Genomic DNA, 22,857 nt, shown 5'->3' with positions numbered 1-22,857 from the left:
GTCGCCGATCATGGACCTCTACAACGGCGAAATCGTGGCTTATCAGATCAAGCGCCAGCCCGTGTTCGATCTGGTAGGTCAGATGCTGGAGGAGGCCATCAAGAAGCTTTCGCCGGATGAGCGCCCCATGATCCACTCCGATCAGGGCTGGCAGTACCAGCATGAAAACTACCGGCACATGCTGGAAAAGCACTCTTTGAAACAAAGCATGTCCCGGCGTGGCAACTGCCTGGACAATGCAGCGATGGAGAGCTTCTTTGGGACGCTGAAGTCGGAGTTCTTTTACCTGAACAGCTTTGACAGCATCGAGAGTCTGGAGGCGGGGCTGGTGGAATACATCCAGTACTACAACCAAGAGCGAATCAAATTGAAATTGAAGGGCCTGAGCCCGGTACAGTACCGGGAGCAGACCCAACAGGCCCAATCGGCCGCCTGACCCCTGTCCAAGTCTCGGGGGTCACTTCAACTCCGGGTTCATCCCGGCTGCGCCAGCATCGATTCCTCCCGCCCCAGGCCCCGGATGAAAGCGCTGCCCAAGAAGGATTTCCCGGTCGAGCAGGCGCGCCGCTTCCTCGAACCCGGCCCGATCGTGCTGGTCAGTACCGCGTGGCAGGGCCAGCGCAACCTGATGACGATGGGCTGGCACATGGTGATGGGCTTTTCGCCGTCGCTGGTCGCCACCTACCTGTGGAATGAAAACCACAGCCATGCACTGGCCGTCAGTAGTGGCGAGTGCGTGATCAACGTACCCGGCGTGGAGCTGCTCGATACCGTGGTCGACATCGGCAACTGCAGCGGCCGCGAGGTCGACAAGTTCGCCCGGTTCGGGCTCGACGCGTTGCCCGCACGCGAGGTCGGCGCGCCACTGGTCGGGCAATGCCACTCGAACTTCGAATGCCGCTTGTACGACGACAGCCAGGTGGCATCGAGCAACCTGTTCATCTGGGAAATCGTGCGCGCCCACGTCGCGCCCCGGCCGAAGCTGCCGCGCACGGTGCATTACCGCGGCGATGGGCAGTTCATGGTGTCCGGCGCGGAAGTCTCGCGTCGACGGCGGTTAAAGCCCGACATGCTGTAATGCCCGCACTCCCCCACACGCAGGACCGCCCCGCATGACCGAACACCTCACCGACCTGGACGCCGCCGTCGACTGGTTGTTTGCGCGCGTGGACGGGCCGCTGCGGATCGGGGCACCGCTGGCACTGGGCAAGCCGCACCGGCTGCTCAATGCCCTCTACGCACGCGTCGAGCACGACCCTTCGCGGCCGCTGCAGCTGTATACCGCACTGTCGCTGAACCCGCCGAAGGCGCGCGGCAACGGTCTGGAAGCGCGCTTCCTGGCGCCGTTCGCGCAGCGCCATTTCGGCGACGATTTCCCGCGCCTGGCCTATGCCGATGCGATCGCGCGCGACGCGTTGCCGGCACATGTGCAGGTGGAAGAGTTCTACATGCAGTCCGGCGCCCTGCTCGGGTCGCGGCAGGCACAATCCAGCTATACCAGCCTGAACTACACCCATGCCGCCGACGCGGTGGCGCAGCGCGCACCGCAGGTGATCGTGCAGAAGGTGGCGATGCGCCCGAACGACCGCCGGCTTTCCCTGTCGTGCAACAACGACATTACCCAGGACACGCTGGATGCGATGACCGCGCGCGGCCTGCAGCGCCCATTGATGATCGCCGAGATCGATCCGCAGCTGCCCTATATGGGCGGCTCGGCCACGGTCGATGTGTCGTTCTTCGATCTGGTGATCACCCCGCCACCGCCGTACCCGGCGCTGTTCGGGCTGCCGCGGCAGCCGGTCGGCGATGCCGACTACGCCATTGGCCTGTACGCCAGCACGCTGGTGCGCGACGGCGGCACCCTGCAGATCGGTATCGGCACGCTGGCCGATGCACTCAGCCACGCGCTGGTGCTGCGCCACACCGACAACGCCCGCTACCGCCGCGTGCTGCACGCGCTGGATCCGCAGCTGGCCAGCCACCCTCTGGTGCAGGAAATCGGCGGACTGGATCCGTTCGAGGTGGGCCTGTACGGCTGCAGCGAGATGCTCAACGAGGGCTTCCGCCGGCTGGTGCAGACCGGGGTGATCAAGCGCAAGGTGCACGACGACCTGGCGCTGATGCAGCGCATCGAGAACGGCAGCACGTTGTCGATCGACCACGCCACCCTGGCCGCCGAGGGTGAGTACCTGCACGGCGCGTTCTACCTGGGCTCGCCGGAATTCTACGAATGGCTGCGCACGTTGCCGGAAGACGAATGCCGCGCGATCGGCATGCGCCGCATCAGCGAGATCAACCAGCTGTACGGCGGCAACGAAACGCTGGAACGCCTGCAGCGCCGCCATGCGCGCTTCTTCAACTCCTGCATGATGGCCACCGCGCTGGGCGCGGCGGTGTCGGACGCGCTGGACGATGGCCGCGTGGTATCCGGCGTGGGCGGCCAATACAACTTCGTGGCGATGGCACATGCCCTGCCGGAAGCGCGCAGCGTGCTGATGTTCCGCGCCGCGCGCGATGACAAGGGCCGCCGCGAATCCAACGTGCGCTGGAACTACGGGCACACCACCATCCCGCGCCACCTGCGCGATATCTACCTGAACGAGTACGGCATCGCCGACCTGCGAGGTCTGACCGACGAGGACTGCGTGCATGCGATGACCGCGATCACCGAAGCCCCGTTCCAGGGCGATCTGCTGCAGCAGGCACATGCCGCGCGCAAGCTGCTGGCGACCGCGCAACCGCACCCGGTGCGCCTGCAGCGCAATACGCCGCAGGCATTGGCGGCAGCGCTGGCACCGTTCCGCGCCGATGGCAGCCTGCCGGACTATCCGTTGGGCAGCGACTTCAACGAGATCGAGCAGGTGCTGGTGAAAGCGCTGGGTTGGCTGAAGGCCAACACGCAGACCCGCGGCGACAAGCTGCGTACCGTCTGGGCAGCGTTGCGGCAACCGGCCGGCGACGGCGATGCGGTGTACCTGCAGCGCATGGGTCTACAGGCCCCGACGGATTTCGCAGAGCGCCTGGACGCGCGACTGCTGCGCCTGGCGCTGGCACGCACTGCCTGAGAAAGGGGGACGGAGGGGATCAAGTCGTTCATGCACAGACGACTTGATCCCCTCCGTCCCCTTTTTCATCCATGCATGGCGTGGATCTACCGCTCTATCCTCACTGCATCCTCAAGATACAGGCGGGCAATGGGCGGATGCTCTCGATGCTCGACCTGCCACAGGTCATAGGCCGCCTGCATCGCCAGCCACATACGAGCACTGCCGAGGCCCGCAAGTTCAAGACGGTACGCGAGTTCAGCAGAGATGCCGGCGTGCCCGTTGATGATGGTCGACAGCTGTCCACGGGAATAACCAAGGTGCTGCGCCAGCGCACTGATGGACATGCTGATCGCCGGCAGGATGTCTTCGCGCAGCGATTCTCCTGGATGCGGCGGATCATGCAACGGCATCGAGCAGACTCCTAGTGGTAATCAAGGTAATCGACCAGTTCGACGTCGAGCCCACGAAAGCGGAACACCAATCGCCAACTCGCCGAGACATTCACAGCCCAGTAGCCGCTATAGCTTCCGTGCAGGGGATGCAGGCGATTTCCGGGCAGCCCCATGTCTCCAGGCAGCCGGGCTTGATCCAACTGCAGAAGCAAACGCCGCAACCGAGCCACATGATCGGCACGGACTCCGGAAATGTCGCCCCGCTCATAGAGCGCCTTCAGGCCCTTATGCCTGAAGCTGACGATCATGCAGCACCAGTGTAAGGCCACACCTTACACTCCGCAAATCCAGTATAGGTTTCTGCGCCGCGCTTGTTGACCATTTTTACTATTGAGGTTGTCTCGGCAGACTCTCCTTTTCGCAAGGAACGCAGGCCAGATGAAGAGGCCAACGCGACAGCGGCGCCGTCGGGCGGAACACGCCGTCCCCTTTTCTCGTCCACGCATGGCGTGGATCTACCCAGGAAAACGAGAAAGGCCGGCTTGCGCCGGCCTTTCCTGCATCACGCTGCGATGCTGCTTACAGCGACTTGGCCGCTTCCACCACGTGGGCGGTGGTGATGCCGAAGTGCTTGTACAGCTGGTCGGCCGGCGCCGAGGCACCGAAGGTGTCGATACCGACCACCGCGCCGTCCAGGCCGACGAACTGGCGCCAGAAACCGGTCACGCCGGCTTCCACGGCCACGCGCTTGCGCACGGCATTTGGCAGCACCGATTCACGGTAGGCCGCATCCTGGCGCAGGAACACGTCGGTGGACGGCATCGAGACCACGCGGGTCTTGAGGCCGGCCGCGTCCAGCTGGGCCTTGGCTTCGGTTGCCAGCGACACTTCCGAACCGGTGGCGATCAGGATCACGTCCGGGGTACCGGCGGCATCGGCCAGCACGTAGCCACCGCGCTCGATCTGGGCGATCTGCTCGGCGTTGCGCGGCTGGTGCGGCAGGTTCTGGCGGCTGAACACCAGGCAGCTCGGACCGTCCTGGCGGGTGATCGCGGCCTTCCAGCTCACTGCCGACTCGACCGCATCGCACGGACGCCACACGTCGTTGTTCGGGATGTAGCGCAGCGAAGCCAGGTGCTCCACCGGCTGGTGGGTCGGGCCGTCTTCGCCCAGGCCGATCGAGTCGTGGGTATAGACGTGGATGGCGTGGGCCGGGATCAGCGCGCTCATGCGCACGCCGTTGCGAGCGTAGTCGCTGAACACCAGGAAGGTGGCGTCGAACGGAATGAAGCCACCGTGCAGGGCCAGGCCATTGGCAATGGCGGTCATGCCGAACTCGCGCACGCCGTAGTACACGTAGTTGGCGTTGGCGTCGTCGCTGGCAACGGACTTGCTGCCCTTCCACAGGGTCAGGTTGGAGTGCGCCAGGTCGGCCGAGCCGCCGACGATTTCCGGCAGCAGCGGAGCATAGGCTTCAATGGCCAGCTGCGAGGCCTTGCGCGAGGCGATCGTCGGGCCTTCAGCCGCCACCTGGGCGATGTAGGCATCGGCCTTGGCAACGAAGTCGGCCGGCAGTTCGCCGTGCGAACGACGGGTCAGTTCGGCGGCCTCGCCCGGGTACTGGCTGGCGTACTTGTCGAACAGCTGTTCCCACTCGGCCTGGCGCAGGGTGCCGGCGCCATTGGCGCGCCAGCCGTCGTAGATCGCCTGCGGGATCTCGAACGGACCGTATTCCCAGCCCAGCTGCTTGCGGGTGGCTTCCAGTTCGTCCTTGCCCAGCGGTGCGCCGTGGCTGGATTCCTTGCCCGCCTTGTTCGGCGAACCAAAACCAATGGTGGTGCGGCAGCAGATCAGGGTCGGCTTGTCGCTCTGCGACAGCGCGGCCTCGATGCCGGCCTTGATGCTTTCCGGGTCGTGGCCATCGACGTCACGGACCACGTTCCAGCCATAGGCTTCGAAACGCTCCGGGGTGTTGTCGGTGAACCAGCCCTCGACGTTGCCGTCGATGGAGATGTGGTTGTTGTCCCAGAAGCAGACCAGCTTGTGCAGGCCCCAGGTACCGGCCAGCGACGCCGCTTCATGCGACACGCCTTCCATCAGGCAGCCATCGCCCATGAACACCCAGGTGCGGTGGTCGACCACTTCCAGCTCCGGGCGGTTGAAGCGCTGTGCCAGCAGCTTCTCGGCCAGGGCGAAGCCCACGGCGTTGGCGAAACCCTGGCCCAGCGGGCCGGTGGTGGTTTCCACGCCCGGGGTCTCATGGCGCTCCGGGTGGCCGGCGGTGTGGCTGCCCAGCTGGCGGAACAACTTGAGCTGCTCGATCGGCAGGTCGTAACCGCTCAGGTGCAGCAGCGCGTACTGCAGCATCGAACCATGGCCGTTGGACAGCACGAAACGGTCGCGGTTGAACCAGTGCGGGTTGCTCGGGTTATGGCGGAGGTAGTCGTTCCAGAGGACTTCGGCGATGTCGGCCATGCCCATGGGCATGCCGGGGTGGCCGGACTTTGCGGTTTCAACCGCATCGGCGGCAAGGAAGCGGATGGCGTTGGCCAACTGGCGACGGGTAGGCTGCGTCATGGTTCTGTCGGAATCGGGAGGCGGCCGCGGACGTGCGGGCGGCCTATTGTCCCATAGTCGCCGGGCGGGGGGTCGGTTCACCTTGTCCGGTCGTGCCGGCCGCTGGCCGCCAAGTGCGCAGAATTCAATGAAGATCATGAAGTTGCCGGCCAGCGGCCGGCACTACAGCCCCCGGAGTCCGGGGGCTGCGCCCTAGGCGCGGGGGTGTGGAGGCCGGTAAGGGGGGCCTACGATTCGCATCGCGGAACGTGGGAGCGGCAGCGCGCATGCGATGACGCGTACCCGGCCAGCGGCCGGCACTACCCGCCCCCGGAGTCCGGGGGCGGGAATCCGGACTCAGTCCTGCTGCGGGCCCAGCGCCGGGCCATCGTGGCCTTCGCCCTTGGCCACCAGGGTGGTCAGGGCCAGGTCGCCGGTCACGTTCAGTGCGGTACGGCACATGTCCAGGAAGTGGTTCACGCCCAGGATCAGGCCGATGCCCAGCGGGTTCACGCCCACCATGGCGCAGATCATCGCCACCACCGGCAGCGAGCCGGATGGCACGCCAGCGGTACCGATGCCACCGAGGATGCAGACCGCCATCACCATGATCTGCTGGCCGATGCTCAGGTCCACGCCGAAGAACTGGGCCAGGAAGATCACCGTCACGCCCTCGAACAGCGCAGTGCCGTTCTGGTTGGCGGTGGCGCCCACGGTCAGCACGAAGCGCGACACGCGCTGCGGCAGGCCCATCTGGTCGGCCACGCGCAGCGCGGTCGGCAGGGTGGCGTTGCTGGAGGCGGTGGAGAACGCCATCACCGTCGCTTCCTGGGTATCGCGGAAGAACGACAGCGGCGAACGGCCGGACAGCCACACGGCGGTGCCGTAGGTCACGATCATGTGCAGGCCCAGCGCCAGCACCACCACGCCCACGTAGGCACCGAGGCGGATGATCAGCTCGAAGCCGAACAGTGCGGCCAGGTTGAACATGAAGCAGGCCACCGCGTACGGGGCCAGGCGGATGACCAGGTTGATCAGGGTCATCGAGATTTCAAACACGCCTTCGATGGCGCGGCGCAGCGGGGCGACCTTCTCGTCGTCGGTCAACACCATGCCGATGCCGAACATCAGCGCGAAGAACATCAGCGACAGGATCGCGCCGTTGTCGGACGCGGCCTGCAGCACGTTGCTCGGCACGATCGACAACAGCATGTCCATGCCCTTCGGCGTGCCATGGATGCCGGCAACGATTTCCTTGCTGCGCTCGGCGTTCTCCGAAAGCATCATGGCGGCGACCTGCGGATCGACGCCGGCGCCCGGCTTGAGCAGGTTGACCAGCACCAGGCCGATGCCCACGGCAATGCCGGACAACAGCACGGTATAGGCCAGGGTCTTCCAGCCGATGCGGCCAAGGGCGCGGATGTCGCCCATCTCCGACACGCCCATGATCAGCGCCGAGAAGATCAGCGGCACGATCAGCATGAAGATCAGGTTGAGGAACAGGCCCGAAGCCGGGGTGGTGACGTAGTCCATTACCCACTTGGCACCGGCCTGCAGACCTTCGACGCTGCCGCCCAGGGCGTGCACGATCAATCCCAGGATCAGGCCGATCGCAAAGCCGATGCCCATCTTCCAATGCAGGGGCAACTTCTTCTTGTCGGCAGCAGCTGCTGTCATGCGCGGGTTTCCTCGAAAAATGAATGCACTCTAACAAAGCGCGCAAGCGGCGCCGGTTCAGGTTCGCCGCGGCGGATACAGCGGCGCCAGGCCAGTGTCAGCGGTGATCGCCGCCGCCGACCAGTGCGGTCCGTCACGGAAGACCCCGCGCAGGCGCGTGCGCAGCGGCGCCAGATCACCCTGCCCGCCCCAGCGGGCCTGTTGCAGGTCCTGCAGCACCTGGCGCTGGGCCGGGTCATCCAACCGGGCGATGACCTGCTCGATGCGTTCAACGCCGGCCATCGCGCATAGCTGAGCTTCTACCTGATCGAAGCCTTCGCCATCCAGCGCGCGGCGCAGTTCGGCCAGGCCGGCACGTCCAGTCGCCACAGCCCCCCTGCCCGCCTCAGGCGGCGCCACGCGCGGGCGACGGCCACGCTGCCAGCCCCACAGCAGGGTCAGCAGCCACAGCAGCGCCAGGCCGATAGCGGCGCCCATCCATGGCCACGGACGCTCGGCCAGGCCGCTGGCGCGCGGATCGGTGGCCGCGATACGGCTGTCCTGGCCATCGCCCCCCGGCAGCGCAGCATCTGTGTCGATCGGCGGCAGCGGCGCAGGTGAAGCACTGCCACCGCCATTACCGGCTGCGACGGCGAGTGTCAGGTCCGGCAGCTTCGCTTCCTGTGGCTTGCCCGCACGAACATCCCACCACGGCAGGCGCGGCCCCGGCACCACCAGCGAACCCGGCTGGCGCGGCACGATCGAATAACGGCGGGTGATCTTCAGGCGCGGCGTGCTGCCGTTGAAGCTCTCTTCGTACTGCGCCGGTTCGGCGAACACCTGTGCGGCGCTGCCGACGTCGGGCACCGGCAGGTCGGTGAACTGCGCGCGGGTGGCACCGTCGGCAATCGCCTCGACCACCACGTTGGCCGCCTCACCGGTACGTGCGCTGGTCGGTGCACTGGTGTAGCGCAGCTGCAGGCCCTGCAGCGGCAGCCACGGCTGCGGCGCCTGTGCCGGCTGTGCCTGAACCTGCAACGTGCGGTCGGCGCCGGTGGCATTCATCCGCCCGTCGCCGCCGCCAAAGAAGTCGTCGAAGAAGCCACCGGCACTGCGCCCACTGAAACGCGCACCGGCCAGCCGAAGTGCACCGCTGCGCTCAGGAATCAGCAGGAAGCGCCGCTCGACCACGTTGTAGCGGCGGCCATTGACCTGCCGCACATCGGTGCGGTCATCGCCCACCCGCTGCAACGACGCACCGGCCGGGGTATCCAGCACCAGTTCGCCGGAGGCCAGCTGCGAAGCGAAATACAACCGCACCACCACGCCTACGCTCTGCTGCACATACGGCGTCTCGTCATCGACGACGGTTTCGATGAAGGCCACTGCGTTGCTGTCGGGGCCGGCCACGGCAGCGGCATCCACCTGCAGGGTCAACGGCGCAGTACGTACGCTGCCCACCTGCAGGCCCGGCACCACCAGCGCACCGCTACGCCGCGGCGTGAGTGCCACGCCATACAGAGTGCGCTGCTGCATGCTGCCATTGCTCCACTCCACCTGACGGCTGCTGGTCTGGCCGCTGAGATTGAAGTCGGTACGCAACGACGTGAAGTCCGGCGCGCCCTGGTCGCTCTCGACATTGAGCATGACCGTGTCACCCAACGCGATGCGGTCGCGGTCCAGCCACGCGCGCGGCTGCGCCCAGGCCAGCAGCGGCAGCCACAGCAGCAACGCCGCCAGTACCTGTCGGGGCCAGTGCCTGTGCATGTTGATCGCCCGCGTCATCGCCCTTCCCTCTTCCTGCGTTGGTTTTCCAGCTGGAACTTGGCCCGCAGCAATGCACCCGGATCATCCGGCACGCGTCGCATCCACGCCTCCACCGCCTGTTGCTCCTCGCGCTGGCGCGCAGTGCTGCCGTCGCTGCCGGGCACGGGCTTGCCGTCCTGTTCGCCCTTGCCCTCACGTGCCTGCTGCATTGCCCGCTGCATGCGCTGGCGCTGCTGCTCATCGGCCCGGGCCTGTGCCTTGGCATCCTCCACCTGTGGTGGCGCCGGCTGTCCATCGCGGCCGCGCTCGCCGGGCTGCGGGCTCGACGGGTTCTTGTCGTCACCGGGCTTGGGCTGCCCCTGCTGGCCCGGTTGCGGCTGGCCCTGGCCAGGATCCTGCTGGCCCTGCTGCGGCTTCTGGCCCTGCGGATTCTGCTGCCCCTGGCCGTTCTGCGGTGGCTTCTGCTGCCCGTTCTGCGGTGGTTTCTGCTGATCCTGGCCTTTGCCACCGGACTGCTTGCGCTTGCGCGCGGCATCGACCACGGCACGGTTGGCGACCGCATCGGCCATGCCGGGATGCAGCGCCAGCGCGCGGTCGTAGGCGGCAATGGCTTCGTCGTAGTGGCCTTGGCGGGCCAGTGCATTGGCCAGGTTGTACCAGCCCGCATCGCTGTCGATGCCCTCGAACTGCTTGCGGGCACTGGCGAAATCGCCATTGCGGTACGCCTGCGCACCTTCGGCCAAGCGCTGGTGCTGCACCTGGTCGGCGCGTTTCCACAGCGTGCCCTGCGCTGGCGGTGCGGCGGGCGCGGCAGGCGCCTGCGCCTGCACGTCGCTCATCCATGGCAGCAGACCCACCGCCAGCACTGCCACCAGCAGCGCGCGGCGGCGGAAGGCCAGCAGCGCCAGCAGCATCACCGGTGGCAGCAGCCAGAACCCTTCATCACGCCATTGCTTGCCCTCCCCGGGCCGCTGCGCCGCAGTACCTTCGCGTGCATCCAGTACACCCAGTGCGCGCAGATCACTGGCATCGGCGGCGATGCGGACATAGCGGCCACCACCGGCCGTAGCCACCGCACGCAGGCTGCCTTCATCCAGCGTCGCCTGGCGGATCTGCCCACTGCCATCCCGGTACGCCGCACCGGCAGATGTGCCCAGGCCCAGTACCGACACCTGCAGGCCGAGGCTGCGCGCCTGCGCGGCGGCCAGTGCCGCTTCATCATCCGCCTGATCGCTGACCAGCAGGATCTGCCCCCGCAATGCCCCGATCTGGCGCATCAACCGCGTCGCCCAGTCGATACCGCGGTCGGCACGCTGGCCGTCGCGTGGCATCACATCCGGCGACAACGCGTCCAGATACAGCGCAACGTTGCTGCCGTCGTCGGTCAGTGGCGCCACGGTGTAGGCATCCTCGGCGTAGACCACCAGGCCCACCTGTCCGCCCTGGCGGGCACGCAGCAGATCACCCACTTTCGCCCGGGCCTGCAGCAGGCGCGACGGCGGCAGGTCGGTGGCATTGATCCGGCTGGACAGATCCAGCACGACCAGCAGCGGTGCGCTGGCCTGGAACATCGGCTGTGCCTGCTGGCGCCAGCTCGGCCCGGCCATGGCCAGCGAGGCCAGCGTCCAGCCCAGCAGCACGGCCCAGGGCAGGCGTACGCGGCGGCGCGTGCCCGCGGCCAGCAGATGCGGCAACAGGTGGGCATCCACCGCTGTTCGCCACACATCGCTGCGCCGCTGCCGGTACAGCGCCAGTGCAAGAATGACCGGCAAAGCCAGCAAGGCCCACAGCCATTCCGGGCGCAGGAAGTGCAGCGCATTCCAATCGGGAAGATTCGAAGCAAGCGCGGTCATCGGCGACGCTCCGGCCACAGCCACGCCAGCACGCCCAGCAGCAACGCCACCCCCAATGGCCAGGCATAACGTTCTTCGCGCGGGCGCAGGCTCGGCCCCTTCGCGGCGATCGGCTCCAGCCGGTCCAGTTCAGCGTAGATCCCGGCCAGCTGCGCGGTGTCACGCGCGCGGAAGAACTGGCCACCGGTCATGCTGGCAATCTTCTTCAACGTGGTCTCGTCGACCGGGTCCTGGTCGGCGGAAATGGGAATACCGAACAGGCGCATGCTGCCATCGCCACCAAACGCGACGGTGTGGATGCGCACGCCCTCGGCGCGGGCCACCTCCGCCGCGCGTAGCGGTTCCAGCACGCCGGCGTTGCTGACGCCGTCGGTCAGCAGGATCAATACGCGCTGGCCTTCGGGTTGGCTGCGCAGGCGCTTCACCGCCAGGCCGATGGCATCACCGATGGCCGTCTCGCGACCCGCCAGGCCAACCACGCTGTCGCGCAGCTGGTCGCGCACGCTGGCCAGATCGGCCGTCAGCGGCGTAAGCGTGTAAGCGCGGTCGCCGAAGATCAGCAGGCCGATGCGGTCGCCGGCACGACGATCCAGGAAATCGGCCAACACGGCCTTGGCTGCGGTCAGGCGATCCACCGCCTGTCCACCCAGCACCATGTCGCCCTCGCCCATGCTGCCGGACACGTCCATCGCCAGCATCATCTGCCGGCCCTGCTGCGGCGGGGTGATTGCTTCGCCCAGCTGTTGCGGGCGTGCCAGTGCGACGCACAGCGCGCACCAGCCCAGCCACAACAGCAGCGTGCGCAGCCACGACACATCAACGCGGCCGCCACCGGCCAGCGCTTCCAGTTCCGTCGCCGCATAGGGCACGCGCAGTGCTGCGCCGGGATCGGCACGACGCTTCCACCAGTGCACCAGCAACGGCAACGGCAGCGCCAGCAGGGCCAGCGGCCATGCCAGCTGCAGGTCCGGCCATGGCCAGTAACTTGCCAGCAGGTTCATCGGCGCCGCTCCAGCAGCATGGCCAGGTAGCGCTCGCGCGCCCAGCTGCGCAGCGCCGCCACATCGTTGGCGTCCACGCGTGGGCGATAGGCACCTTCGGCCAGCAGGCTGCGACGCGCCGCGGGCAGCGTGCCTTCCGGATCCACGCGCTGCCACCAGGCATCATCGCGCAGGGATTCACTGCCGGGCTGTGCCTGGCGCGCGGCGCGACGCAGCAGTCCTGCAATCGCCGCCAGTTCTGCAGCCGCATCGGCGGTGGTTGCCAGCTCCTGATCGAACAGCTGCAACCAGCGTTGGCAGCGTCGGCGGCGCTGCCACCACACGAAGGCCATCGCCGCCAGCAACAGCAGCACCCCACCGCCGATCATCAGATAGCCCGGCGCCGGTGGCCACCACGACGGAGGCGGTGGCACTTGGACGTCGCGCAGCGGCAGGTTGGCACTCATGCCGGCACCTCGGTGGGCGATGGTGCCAGCCAGGCATCGCTGGGCGCATCGGTGGACAGCACCTGCACATCGACACGGCGCGCCCCCAGCTGGCGCCGCAGTTCCTGCAATGGTTCGACGAAGTGGGCCTGCCAATGGGCCTGCACCTCGCTGCGCCGCAGGTCCAGGCCGATGCGCTGCTGCAGGGTCTGGAACTGCAGCGCAGCCGATGGAGGCTGCAGTTCCAATGGATCGACCAGCAGCACCAGGCTGAGGTCATGGTGCTGGGCCAGCGCACTCCAGCGCGCAGGCGGAATACGGATGGCCTGCTGCGGGTCGGCCAGCACCAGCACGCGTGCACCCGGGCGCAGGACGCGACCGGCATGGTCCAGCGCGCGCTCCAGGCCAAGGTCATCGGCCGGTGGCTGCGCATACCACCGGGAGAGCGCATCCAGCACGCGCAGCACGCCGCGCGGGCCACCTGCCGGTGCGATCGGTGGTTCACGGTCGCTGCCACGCAGGGCGCCGATGCGATCACCACGACGCTGTGCCGACCACGCGGCGACAGCACCGGCACGTGCGGCCTGCACCGATTTGAAGCGCACGCGGGTGCCGAAGTACAGCGCCGGCGAGGTATCGGCCACGATCAGGCTGACCCGCTCGCGTTCGGCCTGGAACAGTTTGGTGTGGGCACGACCGGTGCGTGCGGTCACCCGCCAGTCGATATGGCGCGCATCATCACCGGCCACGTACTCGCGTGACTCGGCATACTCCATGCCACGCCCACGCAGCGGCGACGGCGCCTGCCCCGCGTTGCCGGCGCGGCCACGGCGTGGCGGCGGCGGTCGCTGTGCAAGGCGGCGCAGCGCTACCAGTTCGGCCAGCTGCGGGCGCAGCCCGTCACCGTCGCTGACGGAAGAGGCGTGGTGCAGGGATGGATCGGCCATGCGCAGGCTCAGGGTGCCGGCACCCGGGCCAACAGTTCCTGCACCAGGCGTTCGCCGTCCCAGCCTTCGGCGGTGGCTTCGTAGCTGGGCAGCACGCGATGGCGCAACACGTCAGCAGCGACCGCACGCACATCATCAGGGGTGACGAAATCGCGGCCGGCCAGCCAGGCGCGCGCACGCGCGCAGCGTTCCAGTGCGATGGAACCGCGCGGGCTGGCGCCCCAGGCAATGCGGCGGCCCAGGCCAGCGTCATAGCGCGGCGGATCACGCGAGGCCAGCACCAGCTCGATCAGGTAGCGTTCCAGCGCCGGCGCCATGTGCAGGTCCAGCACTTCGCGGCGGGCATCGAACACATCCTGCATCGGCAGCTTTTCCGCCGCCGGTGCGGCTTCGCCCAGCGCGCCACGGGCGCGGTCGCGGGCCAGCCGAAGGATCTCCGATTCGGCGGCCTGGTCCGGGTAGCCGATGCGTACATGCATCAGGAACCGGTCCAGCTGTGCTTCGGGCAGCGGGAAGGTGCCTTCCTGCTCGATCGGGTTCTGCGTGGCCATCACCAGGAACAGCGGCGGCAGCGCGTAGGTGTGGCGGCCAACGGTGACCTGGCGCTCGCCCATCGCTTCCAGCAGCGCCGACTGCACCTTGGCCGGCGCGCGGTTGATTTCATCGGCCAGCAGGATCGGGTGGAAGATCGGGCCGGGTACGAATTCGAAGCGGCCCTCCTGCGGGCGCCAGATCTCGGTGCCGGTCAGGTCGGCCGGCAACAGGTCCGGGGTGAACTGCACGCGGGCGAAATCCGCCTCCAGGCGCGAGGCCAGCGCACGGATCGCCGTGGTCTTGGCCAGGCCCGGAGCGCCTTCCACCAACAGGTGGCCATCGGCCAGCAGCGCGATCAGCAGGCGTTCGACCAGTGCCGCCTGGCCGACGATCTCGGCCGACAGGGCATCGCCCAGCTGGGTGAAGGCGCCATGCAGGCGGGAGGCGGCCGGCGCGGGCGGCGGCGAGACGGTTTCGGGCATCGGCGGTGGCAGGTTCATGGGGGCCTTTGACCGGCGCGGGACGGCACGGGTTCCCGACATCATCGCAGGGTGCCCTGCGATTGGCATCAAGAACGGCTGAACGGCCCATCCACGCATGGCGTGGATCTACTGGGCTATCCACGCATGGCGTGGATCTACGGGTGGAAACGCAGAAGGGCCGCGCATGGCGGCCCTTCTGCGTTGCGCGGGTGGCGCGGGCTCAGTTCTGCTTGGCCACGCGCAGCACCTTCGGCGTGACGAACACCAGCAGCTCGGCCTTGTCCTTGTTGCGGCCGCGCTTCTTGAACAGGTTGCCCAGGAACGGCACGTCGCCCAGGAACGGCACTTTGCTGATGCTGCTGCGGTCGGTGAACTCGTACACGCCACCGATGACCACGGTCTGCCCATCCTCGACCAGTACCGCGGTGTTGACCTCGCGGCGGTTGATCGACGGCACCGTGCCGTAGCCCTGCAGTTCGATCAGGCGGTCGACCTCATCCTTCTTCACCTGCATGTTGAGGAACACGCGGTTGTCGTTGGTGATGGTCGGGGTCACCCGCAGTTCCAGCACCACTTCCTTGAACTGCACATTCGGGGTGGAGCCGGCGCCACCGGCAGCACCGGTGCCGCTGATGGTGACGTAGCCGATTTCCTTGCCTTGCTTGATCATCGCCTCGCGCTGGTTGGTGGTAACCACGCGCGGGTTGGAGATCACCTCGCCTCGCGACTCTTCCTGCATGGCCGACAGCTCCACGTCCAGCAGGTAGCCTGCGTTGAGGATCGACAGCGCCAGCGAGCCAGGGTTGTTGGCTGCGGCCACCGGCAGGTTCCAGTTCAGGCCGCGCTTGATGGTCGGGCCGCTGGGAATCGGCGCCGGGCCGACGCTGCCGCCGGCCTGCCACTCGCGAATCGCCTTGGCGTTGGCCTGCGCCGTATCGACCTGCGACTTGCGGGTTTCGGCATTGGCATCCAGGCTGCCGCTGAAGTACACGTTGTCGCGGCTGCCGCTGATGCCGAACTTCGCACCCAGCTCGCGGGCGAAGGTATCGGTAGCGATGACGATACGGCTTTCGATCAGCACCTGGTCAACCGGACGGTCGATCACGCCGATCAGCTCACGCATGCGCGCGATCTTCTTCGGGATGTCGCTGATCATCAGCGTGTTGGTGCGCTCGTCGGCCACGATACGGCCGCGCGAGGACAGGAAACCACTGTCTTCCTGCGACGAACCGCCGCCACCGCCATTGCCGCCACCACCACCGCCGCCGATGCCCTTGGCCTCGGTCAGCGCTTTGAAGATCTGCGTGGCGCTGTGGTAGTTGATCTGGACGTAATCGGTGACCAGGTCTTCGCGGTTCTCGATGGCGATGCGCGCGTCTTCCTTCTCCTGCTCGAACTTGGCCAGCTCAGCCTGCGGAGCGACCCAGATCACGCTGCCATCGCGACGCTTGTCCAGGCCCTTGGCGCGCAGCACGATGTCCAGCGCCTGGTCCCACGGCACGTTGACCAGGCGCAGGGTCACATTGCCCTGTACCGAATCGGACGCCACCACGTTGAGATTGGATTCCTCGGCGATCAACTGCAGCACGGTGCGCACCGGCACGTCCTGGAAGTTGAAGGTCACCGGCTTGCCGGTGAAGCCACGCTGCCCCACCGCCTTGGCGGCCTGGGTGACGCTGCCGGCGGTAACCGCGCCCACCGCGGCGGGCGCCTGCCGCGGGCTGATCTCCACCACGTACTCGTTGCCGCTCTGGTAGGCCAGCGACTCCACCGCGCCACCGGTACTGAGCACCAGCTGCGTACCGGCACCGGACGGCTTGGCGTCGATGCGCTGCACCGGCGTGGCGAAGTCGGTGACGTTCATCGGCTTCTGCAGGTTGGCCGGCAGCCGGGCGTTACCGACATCGACCACCACGCTGTTGCCCTGCGTACGCAGATCCGGCACCGCGCCCTGGCCGTCGAACTGGACGATCAGGCGCCCGGCGCCATCATCGCCGCGCTTGAAATCGATCTTGGCCACCGACAGGCCGGCCGGCGCTGCCGCCGGAGCCACGGTGGCGCCCACCGGCTTCTCGGCCGGTGCGGCGGCCAGCGCCGGAGCGCAGGCCAGCATCAGCGCGACTCCCAACGCGCTGACACGGTTCAAGGTAGAGCGCCGGATGGGACGCAGCCCCTTGGCTTGGTGAAAGGTCATCGTGCTATCCCCAGTAAACGATCATTGATCTTCAAGCGAGAGCGTTGCCGGCCGTTCCAGCCAGCCGCCCGCGCCATCCGGCACCAGTTCGATCAGCTCCACGTGGTCTTCGAAGACCGCCGTGACCCGCCCGTCGCTCTGCCCCAGGTACCCACCCGGGCGTACCCGGTAGGTCACCTTGTCCGGCCCCATCACCAGCGCCACGGTAGCGGCGCCGGTGCCGATGGTACCGACCATGTCCAGTGCATCCAGCGGGAAGCCTTCCAACGGCTCCTTGCGCCGGTTCGGATCCGGACGCAATCCGCCATTCCCCTGCTGCGGATTGGTCCAGGCATCGGTGAACGGGTCGCGCAGGCCCTGTGCGGAGTATTCGAAGGTTTCGAACTGCTGCATCACCGGCAGCGGCTCCAGCGGCTGCGCCGGTCGGGCACGCTCGCCTTCCACCCACTTTTCAAGGTTGGGCGCATCACCCGGCGTGCTGGTCACGCCGCGGCCACAGGCGGCCAGCAACAGGACCGCCAACGCCACTGCACTGCGTGCGATGTACGTGCGCATCACTTCTTGCCCCCCTTGCCGTTCTTCTTTTTCGCTTCGGCATCGGCGACAGCCTGCTGCGCCTGCACTTCCGTCTCATCCAGATAGCGATAGGTCTTGACCGTGCCGGACAGCTCCAGCGCACCGCTGCGGGCATTGCCGCTGGTCTTGTCCTTGGGCTTGAGGTTGATGTCGTGCATGGTCAGGATGACCACGCGCGGCAGCGACGCCACGCCACTGACGAAGGCACCGAACTGGTGGTAACTGCCCACCATGCGCAGCTTGATCGGCTTTTCGGCGTAGAACTCCTTGACCTGCTCCTGCTCCGGCTCGAACAGCTCGTTGGTCAGGCCGCTGGACAACGCGGTCTGCGAAATGTCGATGATCAGGTCCGGCATTTCGGTCTTGCTGGGCAGCTGCCGCAGCATCTGCTGCAGCACCTGTTCCATCTGTGCCAGCTGCTGCTTCAGCGGCGCCAGGTTCACCGCGCGTTCCTGCTGCTTGGTGAACTCGGCACGCAGGTCGACTTCCTTTGATTCCAGGCCGGCCAGTTCCTCGCGCTTGCCACTGATCAGCAGCATCCACGCAACGAACATGATCACCAGCGCCAACAGCGAGCAGAAGACGATCTTGGCCTTCTGCGGCCAGTTGCCGATGTCGTTGAAATCCAGGTTCTTCAGATCGATTTTCTGGCTCATGCGCGATCCCCCTGCAGCGGGGCGTTGAAGGCCTGCGGCGGCTGTGCAAGGCGGCTGCCCTCGGGCTTCGGCGCAGGCTTGGCAGCCGGGGCTGCCGGCGGGTTCGGCGCGGCCGGGGTGGCAGCAGGTGCGTTGGCCGGAGCGGCGGCGGGGGCGGGTGCAGCCGGAGCAGCAGCGGGCTGGCCTGCGGCCGGCGCGGCGGGCGCCGCTGCATCCGGGCCGGCGGCAAGCGGGGCCACTGCGGGCGGCGCCGGCGTTGCCACCGAACCATCGGCGTTGAGGCCTGGCGTAGCGGCCACTTCCTCACTCTGCGCCGGCAGCTTCACCTTGACCACGAACACGTAGGGCAGCGCCTTGATGTCCGCAACCGGGCCGGTCTTGCCGTCCTTGTCCTTCTCGGGGTCACGCGCTTCGATGATCGACAGTTCCGGGTTGGTCATCCAGCCGGACGTTTCCAGGTTGCGCATGTACGCCGAAACACGGGCGTTGGACTGGGTGCGCCCTTCCAGGGTCAGCACGTCGCCTTCCTGCTTCAGCGCGGTCAGCACCAGGCCATCGGGAATCGTGCGCACCAGCGCATCGAACAGGTGCACCATCTGCGAGCGCTTGGCCTGCAGTTCCTCAATGACCTTCTTGCGGGCCAGCAGGCGTTCCTTCTGCGCGTCAAGGCGGTCGATCTCCTTGTTCTGTTCCTTGACCTTCTCGATCTCGGCTTCCAGATAGGCGTTGCGGTCCATCTGGCCGCTCACCTGGCGGTCGTAATAGAACCAGATCACCAGCGACAGCAGCAGGCCACCGATCGCGGCCATGCCCAGCATTGCGTAGAACTCGCGCTGGCGTTGCTTGCGCCGCTCGGCGCGCCAGGGCAATAGATTGATGCGTGCCATCAGTCGAAGCTCCTCAGCGCCAGACCGGTGGCGATCATCAGCGCGGGGGCATCCTGGGCCAGCGCATGTGCGTTCACCTTCGGCCCCAGGGTCATCTGCGCCAGCGGGTTGGCGACCACGGTCGGCACGCCCAGCTGTTCCTCGACCATTTCCGGCAGGCCACCGAGCACGGCGCAGCCGCCGGCCAGCACGATGTGATCGACGCGGTTGAACTCGCTGCCTGCGTAGAAGAACTGCAGCAGGCGGCTGATCTGCTGGACCGTGGCTTCCTTGAACGGCTCCAGCACTTCCATCTCGTAGCTTTCCGGCAGCCCACCCTGGCGCTTGGCCAGGCCGGCCTCCTCGTAGCTCAGGCCGTAACGGCGCATGATCTCGTCGGTCAGCTGCTTGCCACCGAACACCTGTTCGCGGCTGTACAGGCTGCGGCCGCCGCGCAGGACATTGAGCGTGGTCATGGTGGCGCCGATGTCCACCAGCGCGACCACGCCGTCGATGGACACCGGCAGCTCGCTGGCGACCAGGGCGTAGGCGTTCTCGACCGCGAAGGCCTCCACGTCCATCACCTTGGCCTGCAGGCCACCCAGTTCCAGGGCCGACTGGCGCAGTTCCACGTTCTCCGAACGCGACGCGGCCAGCAGCACCTGGACCATCTCCGGGTTGTTCGGGATCGCCCCGATCACCTCGAAGTCCAGGTTCACTTCCTCGATCGGGTACGGAATGTAGTTGACCGCTTCCAGCTCGATCTGGGCTTCCATGTCGTTCTCGTCGAGCTCGGCCGGCATCGGGATCACCTTGGTGATCACCGCCGAACCGGCAACGGCGGCAGCGGCCAGCTTGGCCTTGCTCCCCGAGCGGTTCATCGCACGGCGGATGGCCTCACCTACGGCCTCCACTTCGACGATGTTCTTTTCCACCACCGCATTCGGCGGAAGAGGTTCCACAGCGTAATGTTCCACGCGAAAACGATTGCCACTGCGGGACAGCTGCAAAAGCTTTACCGCAGTCGAACTGATGTCGACGCCTACAAGCGGCGACTGACTTTTTGGGATGAGCCCCACGGTTTCTCCCCTGCCGACGGGCACTTGGACGCAAGACCTGCGCCCGAGCATTAATAACGTATTCTTAGCAAATGGCAACGGCCCTGCTGTGAAGTTCCTCACGGATTCACGATGCAGCCCCTGACTGTTCCCCTTGCGCTCCCCGGTGCCGACCCCAGCCGCCACCTTGCGTAATCTATACTCTGCGACCACGAAATTCGCAATCGGAATCTGAACCCGATGACTCGACTCCGCCGCTGGCTGCGCTGGATCTTCCTGATTGTCCTGGTCCTGGCGCTGATCGGCGCGGCCGCCGTGGGCGGTCTGTACTACGCCGTGTCCTCCAAGCTTCCCGACGTGCAGACCCTGCGCGACGTGGAAATGCAGGAGCCGATGTACGTCTATGCCGCCGACGGCAAGCTGATGGCGGTGTTCGGCGAGACCCGGCGTACCCCGATCACCATGAAGGACGTGCCGGAGAAGCTGAAGCAGGCCTTCCTGGCAACCGAGGACGCCCGCTTCTACGAGCATGGCGGTGTGGACTACAAGGGCATCGGCCGCGCGGTCTGGCTGCTGGCCACCACCAACGACAAGCGCGTGCCCGGTGGTTCCACCATCACCCAGCAGGTGGCCCGCCAGTTCTTCCTCAGCTCCGAGTACAGCTATACCCGCAAGCTGGCCGAGATCCTGCTGGCGCGGAAGATCGAATCCGAACTGAGCAAGGACGAGATCTTCGAGCTGTACCTGAACAAGAGTTTCTTCGGCAACCGCGCCTACGGCGTGGCCGCCGCCGCCGAGTTCTACTACGGCAAGAAGCTCAACGAGCTGGACCTGGACGAGATGGCCTCGCTGGCCGGCATCCCCAAGTTCCCGTCCTCGGGCAACCCGATCTCCAACCCGGAGCGCGCCCGCCAGCGTCGTGACAACTATGTGCTGCAGCGCATGGCCGACCTGAAGTTCGTCAGCCAGGCCGAAGCCGACGCGGCCAAGGCCGTGCCGATGCACGCCACCGCGCATGAGCCGCCGGTGCAGGTCGACGCGCCCTACGTGGCCGAGCTGGTGCGCCAGGAGATGATCGCCCGCTTCGGCGGCGATGTGGTCAACAAGGGTTACCACGTCACCACCACCATCGACTCCACCCTGCAGACCGCCGCCAACCTGGCCGTCCGTGATGGCCTGCTGCTGTACGACCACCGCCACGGCTGGCACGGCGTGGAGAAGCAGGTGCAGGTGGGTGCCGGCGAAGACGCCGCCGCCCTGGCCGAGCACCTGCGTGGCCTGTACGGCCAGGCCGGCCTGCTGCCGGCCATCGTTGCCAGCACCGGTGCCGATGGCAGCGCCACGGTGGTGCTGGCCAACCGGACCGAGATCGTGCTGCCGGCCGGTGCCGCCAAGTGGACCAACAAGACCCCGGGCAAGCTGGTGCAGCGCGGTGACATCGTGCGCGTGCGTGCCGGTGCCAAGGAAGGGGAGTGGCTGCTGGATCAGCTCCCGCGCGGCCAGTCCGCGCTGGTCTCGCTGGATGCCCACAGCGGTGCACTGAAGGCGCTGGTTGGCGGTTTCAGCTTCTCCGGCAACAAGTTCAACCGTGCCACCCAGGCCCGCCGCCAGCCGGGTTCGAGCTTCAAGCCCTTCATCTACGCCGCGGCCTTCGACAAGGGCTACAACCCGGCCTCGATCGTGCTCGACGCCCCGGTCGTGTTCCGCGACCGCCGCGGCAAGACCTGGGCTCCGCAGAACGACGGCGGCGGTTTCCGCGGCCCGATGCGCCTGCGCGAAGCGCTGGTGCAATCGCGCAACCTGGTCTCGGTGCGTCTGCTCGATGGCATGGGCGTGGACTACGCGCGCAAGTACATCAGCGAATTTGGTTTCGCCGAATCGGAACTGCCGCCGAACCTGTCGATGTCGCTGGGTACCGCCTCGCTCACCCCGCTGTCGGTGGCCCGTGGCTACGCGGTGTTCGCCAACGGCGGCTCGCGCGTGGACACTTGGCTGATCGACCAGGTGAACGACCGCGACGGCAACCTGGTGTTCAAGGAAAACCCGGCGATGGCCTGCCGCGACTGCGCCGGCAGCAGCGACCAGCCGGTCAGCCAGGTGGTGGACGGCTTCAACTTCGGCGCCCCGGCCCCGAAGGTGGCCCCGGCTGCTGCGGCCAAGGCCGAAGCCAAGGCCGAGACCCCGGCCGCGCCGGTCAACCCCGATGCCCGCACCGCCCCACGCGCGATCGACGCCCGCACCGCCTACCAGCTGGTGTCGATGATGCGCGACGTGGTCCAGCGCGGTACCGGCGTGCAGGCCAAGGTGCTCGGCCGCGAGGACGTGGGCGGCAAGACCGGCTCCACCAACGACCACCGCGATGCCTGGTTCTCCGGCTTCGGCGGCCCGTACGTGACCACCGTGTGGGTGGGCCGCGACGACTTCCGCTCGCTGGGTTACCGCGAATACGGTGGCAAGGCCGCCCTGCCGATCTGGATCGACTACATGCGCACCGCGCTGAAGGACACCCCGATCGCGCAGAACGAGCCGCCCAGCGGCATGGTCCAGGCCACCCTCAACGGCGCGACCGAGTGGGTGAAGGTGGAAGACATGGACCGCCTGACCGACTACGACCTGAACCTCAATACGCCGCAGGCCGACGCCGCCGCGTTCGATATCTTCTAAGAGGCAGGATTCGGTGGGTGCCAACCGTTGGTTGGCACCGCCTCTGTAGAGCCGAGATCCTATGTTCGTGGTCAAGCCTGCTGGAAGCAGGCTTGACCCACTTTCAGCATGGCCGGGTCAAAGTCCCGGCCGCTCTTGAAGACGCCCCAAGCGATCCTGGCCAGCTTTCTGGCCAGGATGTTG

At 67.0% G+C, this 22,857-nt stretch carries 19 protein-coding genes and 1 pseudogene; 4 read left to right on the top strand and 16 right to left on the bottom strand.

The genetic code is table 11. The features are described from left to right. The 3 genes from AC5P7R_RS22140 to AC5P7R_RS22130 all read left to right on the top strand — a co-directional run. Positions 1 to 436: IS3 family transposase (locus tag AC5P7R_RS22140; RefSeq protein WP_495214189.1), on the top strand; the 436-nt coding region annotated here is incomplete at its 5' end. 84 nt (positions 437 to 520) lie between these two features. Beyond that, entirely contained in the window at positions 521 to 1,078 is a 558-nt protein-coding gene (locus AC5P7R_RS22135; protein WP_495214188.1) for a flavin reductase family protein, read from the top strand. A gap of 34 nt (positions 1,079 to 1,112) precedes the next feature. Further along, the gene (locus AC5P7R_RS22130) at positions 1,113 to 3,065 is read left to right on the top strand and encodes an acetyl-CoA hydrolase/transferase C-terminal domain-containing protein (RefSeq protein ID WP_329858910.1); all 1,953 of its coding nucleotides are present in this window, start codon (positions 1,113 to 1,115) and stop codon (positions 3,063 to 3,065) included. 86 nt (positions 3,066 to 3,151) lie between these two features. Here AC5P7R_RS22130 and AC5P7R_RS22125 read toward each other — a convergent pair whose 3' ends face one another. The 15 genes from AC5P7R_RS22125 to AC5P7R_RS22055 all read right to left on the bottom strand — a co-directional run bounded on the left by AC5P7R_RS22125 (position 3,152) and on the right by AC5P7R_RS22055 (position 20,031). Further along, positions 3,152 to 3,457, bottom strand: coding sequence for a HigA family addiction module antitoxin (locus tag AC5P7R_RS22125; protein ID WP_021203687.1), 306 nt, complete (start codon positions 3,455 to 3,457; stop codon positions 3,152 to 3,154). A gap of 11 nt (positions 3,458 to 3,468) precedes the next feature. Continuing rightward, a complete protein-coding gene (locus AC5P7R_RS22120) occupies positions 3,469 to 3,747 on the bottom strand; it encodes a type II toxin-antitoxin system RelE/ParE family toxin (RefSeq protein WP_010484073.1) in 279 nt (92 codons plus the stop codon). A gap of 271 nt (positions 3,748 to 4,018) precedes the next feature. Further along, positions 4,019 to 6,016, bottom strand: coding sequence for a transketolase (gene tkt / locus AC5P7R_RS22115; RefSeq protein ID WP_227854437.1), 1,998 nt, complete (start codon positions 6,014 to 6,016; stop codon positions 4,019 to 4,021). A 336-nt stretch (positions 6,017 to 6,352) separates the two neighbouring features. Then, entirely contained in the window at positions 6,353 to 7,672 is a 1,320-nt protein-coding gene (locus AC5P7R_RS22110) for a dicarboxylate/amino acid:cation symporter (RefSeq protein WP_021203689.1), read from the bottom strand. 57 nt (positions 7,673 to 7,729) lie between these two features. Beyond that, positions 7,730 to 9,436 (bottom strand): BatD family protein, encoded by a 1,707-nt coding sequence (locus AC5P7R_RS22105; protein WP_227854438.1) that lies wholly within the window; start codon positions 9,434 to 9,436, stop codon positions 7,730 to 7,732. Continuing rightward, complete coding sequence (locus tag AC5P7R_RS22100; RefSeq protein WP_495214186.1) at positions 9,433 to 11,271, bottom strand: vWA domain-containing protein; 1,839 nt, start codon at positions 11,269 to 11,271, stop codon at positions 9,433 to 9,435. The genes AC5P7R_RS22105 and AC5P7R_RS22100 overlap by 4 nt, the downstream gene beginning before the upstream one ends. Further along, entirely contained in the window at positions 11,268 to 12,272 is a 1,005-nt protein-coding gene (locus tag AC5P7R_RS22095) for a vWA domain-containing protein (protein ID WP_227854440.1), read from the bottom strand. The genes AC5P7R_RS22100 and AC5P7R_RS22095 overlap by 4 nt, the downstream gene beginning before the upstream one ends. Continuing rightward, positions 12,269 to 12,718 (bottom strand): DUF4381 family protein, encoded by a 450-nt coding sequence (locus AC5P7R_RS22090; protein WP_019659998.1) that lies wholly within the window; start codon positions 12,716 to 12,718, stop codon positions 12,269 to 12,271. The genes AC5P7R_RS22095 and AC5P7R_RS22090 overlap by 4 nt, the downstream gene beginning before the upstream one ends. After that, the gene (locus AC5P7R_RS22085; RefSeq protein WP_495214185.1) at positions 12,715 to 13,644 is read right to left on the bottom strand and encodes a DUF58 domain-containing protein; all 930 of its coding nucleotides are present in this window, start codon (positions 13,642 to 13,644) and stop codon (positions 12,715 to 12,717) included. Before AC5P7R_RS22085 ends, AC5P7R_RS22090 begins: the two co-directional genes overlap by 4 nt. Positions 13,645 to 13,652: 8 nt before the next feature. Further along, positions 13,653 to 14,678 (bottom strand): AAA family ATPase, encoded by a 1,026-nt coding sequence (locus AC5P7R_RS22080; protein ID WP_227854442.1) that lies wholly within the window; start codon positions 14,676 to 14,678, stop codon positions 13,653 to 13,655. A gap of 202 nt (positions 14,679 to 14,880) precedes the next feature. Next, positions 14,881 to 16,854, bottom strand: a complete 1,974-nt coding sequence (locus tag AC5P7R_RS22075) for a type IV pilus secretin PilQ (protein WP_111098865.1) — start codon at positions 16,852 to 16,854, stop codon at positions 14,881 to 14,883. Between the two features lie 21 nt (positions 16,855 to 16,875). Beyond that, the gene (locus tag AC5P7R_RS22070; RefSeq protein WP_019659994.1) at positions 16,876 to 17,409 is read right to left on the bottom strand and encodes a pilus assembly protein PilP; all 534 of its coding nucleotides are present in this window, start codon (positions 17,407 to 17,409) and stop codon (positions 16,876 to 16,878) included. Further along, positions 17,409 to 18,086 (bottom strand): type IV pilus inner membrane component PilO, encoded by a 678-nt coding sequence (locus AC5P7R_RS22065; protein WP_019659993.1) that lies wholly within the window; start codon positions 18,084 to 18,086, stop codon positions 17,409 to 17,411. Before AC5P7R_RS22065 ends, AC5P7R_RS22070 begins: the two co-directional genes overlap by 1 nt. After that, positions 18,083 to 18,973 (bottom strand): PilN domain-containing protein, encoded by an 891-nt coding sequence (locus AC5P7R_RS22060; RefSeq protein ID WP_021203697.1) that lies wholly within the window; start codon positions 18,971 to 18,973, stop codon positions 18,083 to 18,085. The genes AC5P7R_RS22065 and AC5P7R_RS22060 overlap by 4 nt, the downstream gene beginning before the upstream one ends. Beyond that, a complete protein-coding gene (locus AC5P7R_RS22055) occupies positions 18,973 to 20,031 on the bottom strand; it encodes a pilus assembly protein PilM (protein ID WP_005410860.1) in 1,059 nt (352 codons plus the stop codon). Before AC5P7R_RS22055 ends, AC5P7R_RS22060 begins: the two co-directional genes overlap by 1 nt. Positions 20,032 to 20,250: 219 nt before the next feature. Here AC5P7R_RS22055 and AC5P7R_RS22050 point away from each other — a divergent pair, with 219 nt between their 5' ends. After that, complete coding sequence (locus AC5P7R_RS22050; RefSeq protein WP_227854444.1) at positions 20,251 to 22,674, top strand: penicillin-binding protein 1A; 2,424 nt, start codon at positions 20,251 to 20,253, stop codon at positions 22,672 to 22,674. A 71-nt stretch (positions 22,675 to 22,745) separates the two neighbouring features. Here the strand turns inward: AC5P7R_RS22050 and AC5P7R_RS22045 are convergent. Continuing rightward, a pseudogene (locus AC5P7R_RS22045) lies at positions 22,746 to 22,857 on the bottom strand (IS110 family transposase); the annotation flags it as partial.

The sequence above is a fragment of the Stenotrophomonas sp. YJH_SMC_27 genome (assembly GCF_059369815.1).
This window is presented reverse-complemented; position numbering and strand designations above follow the sequence as displayed.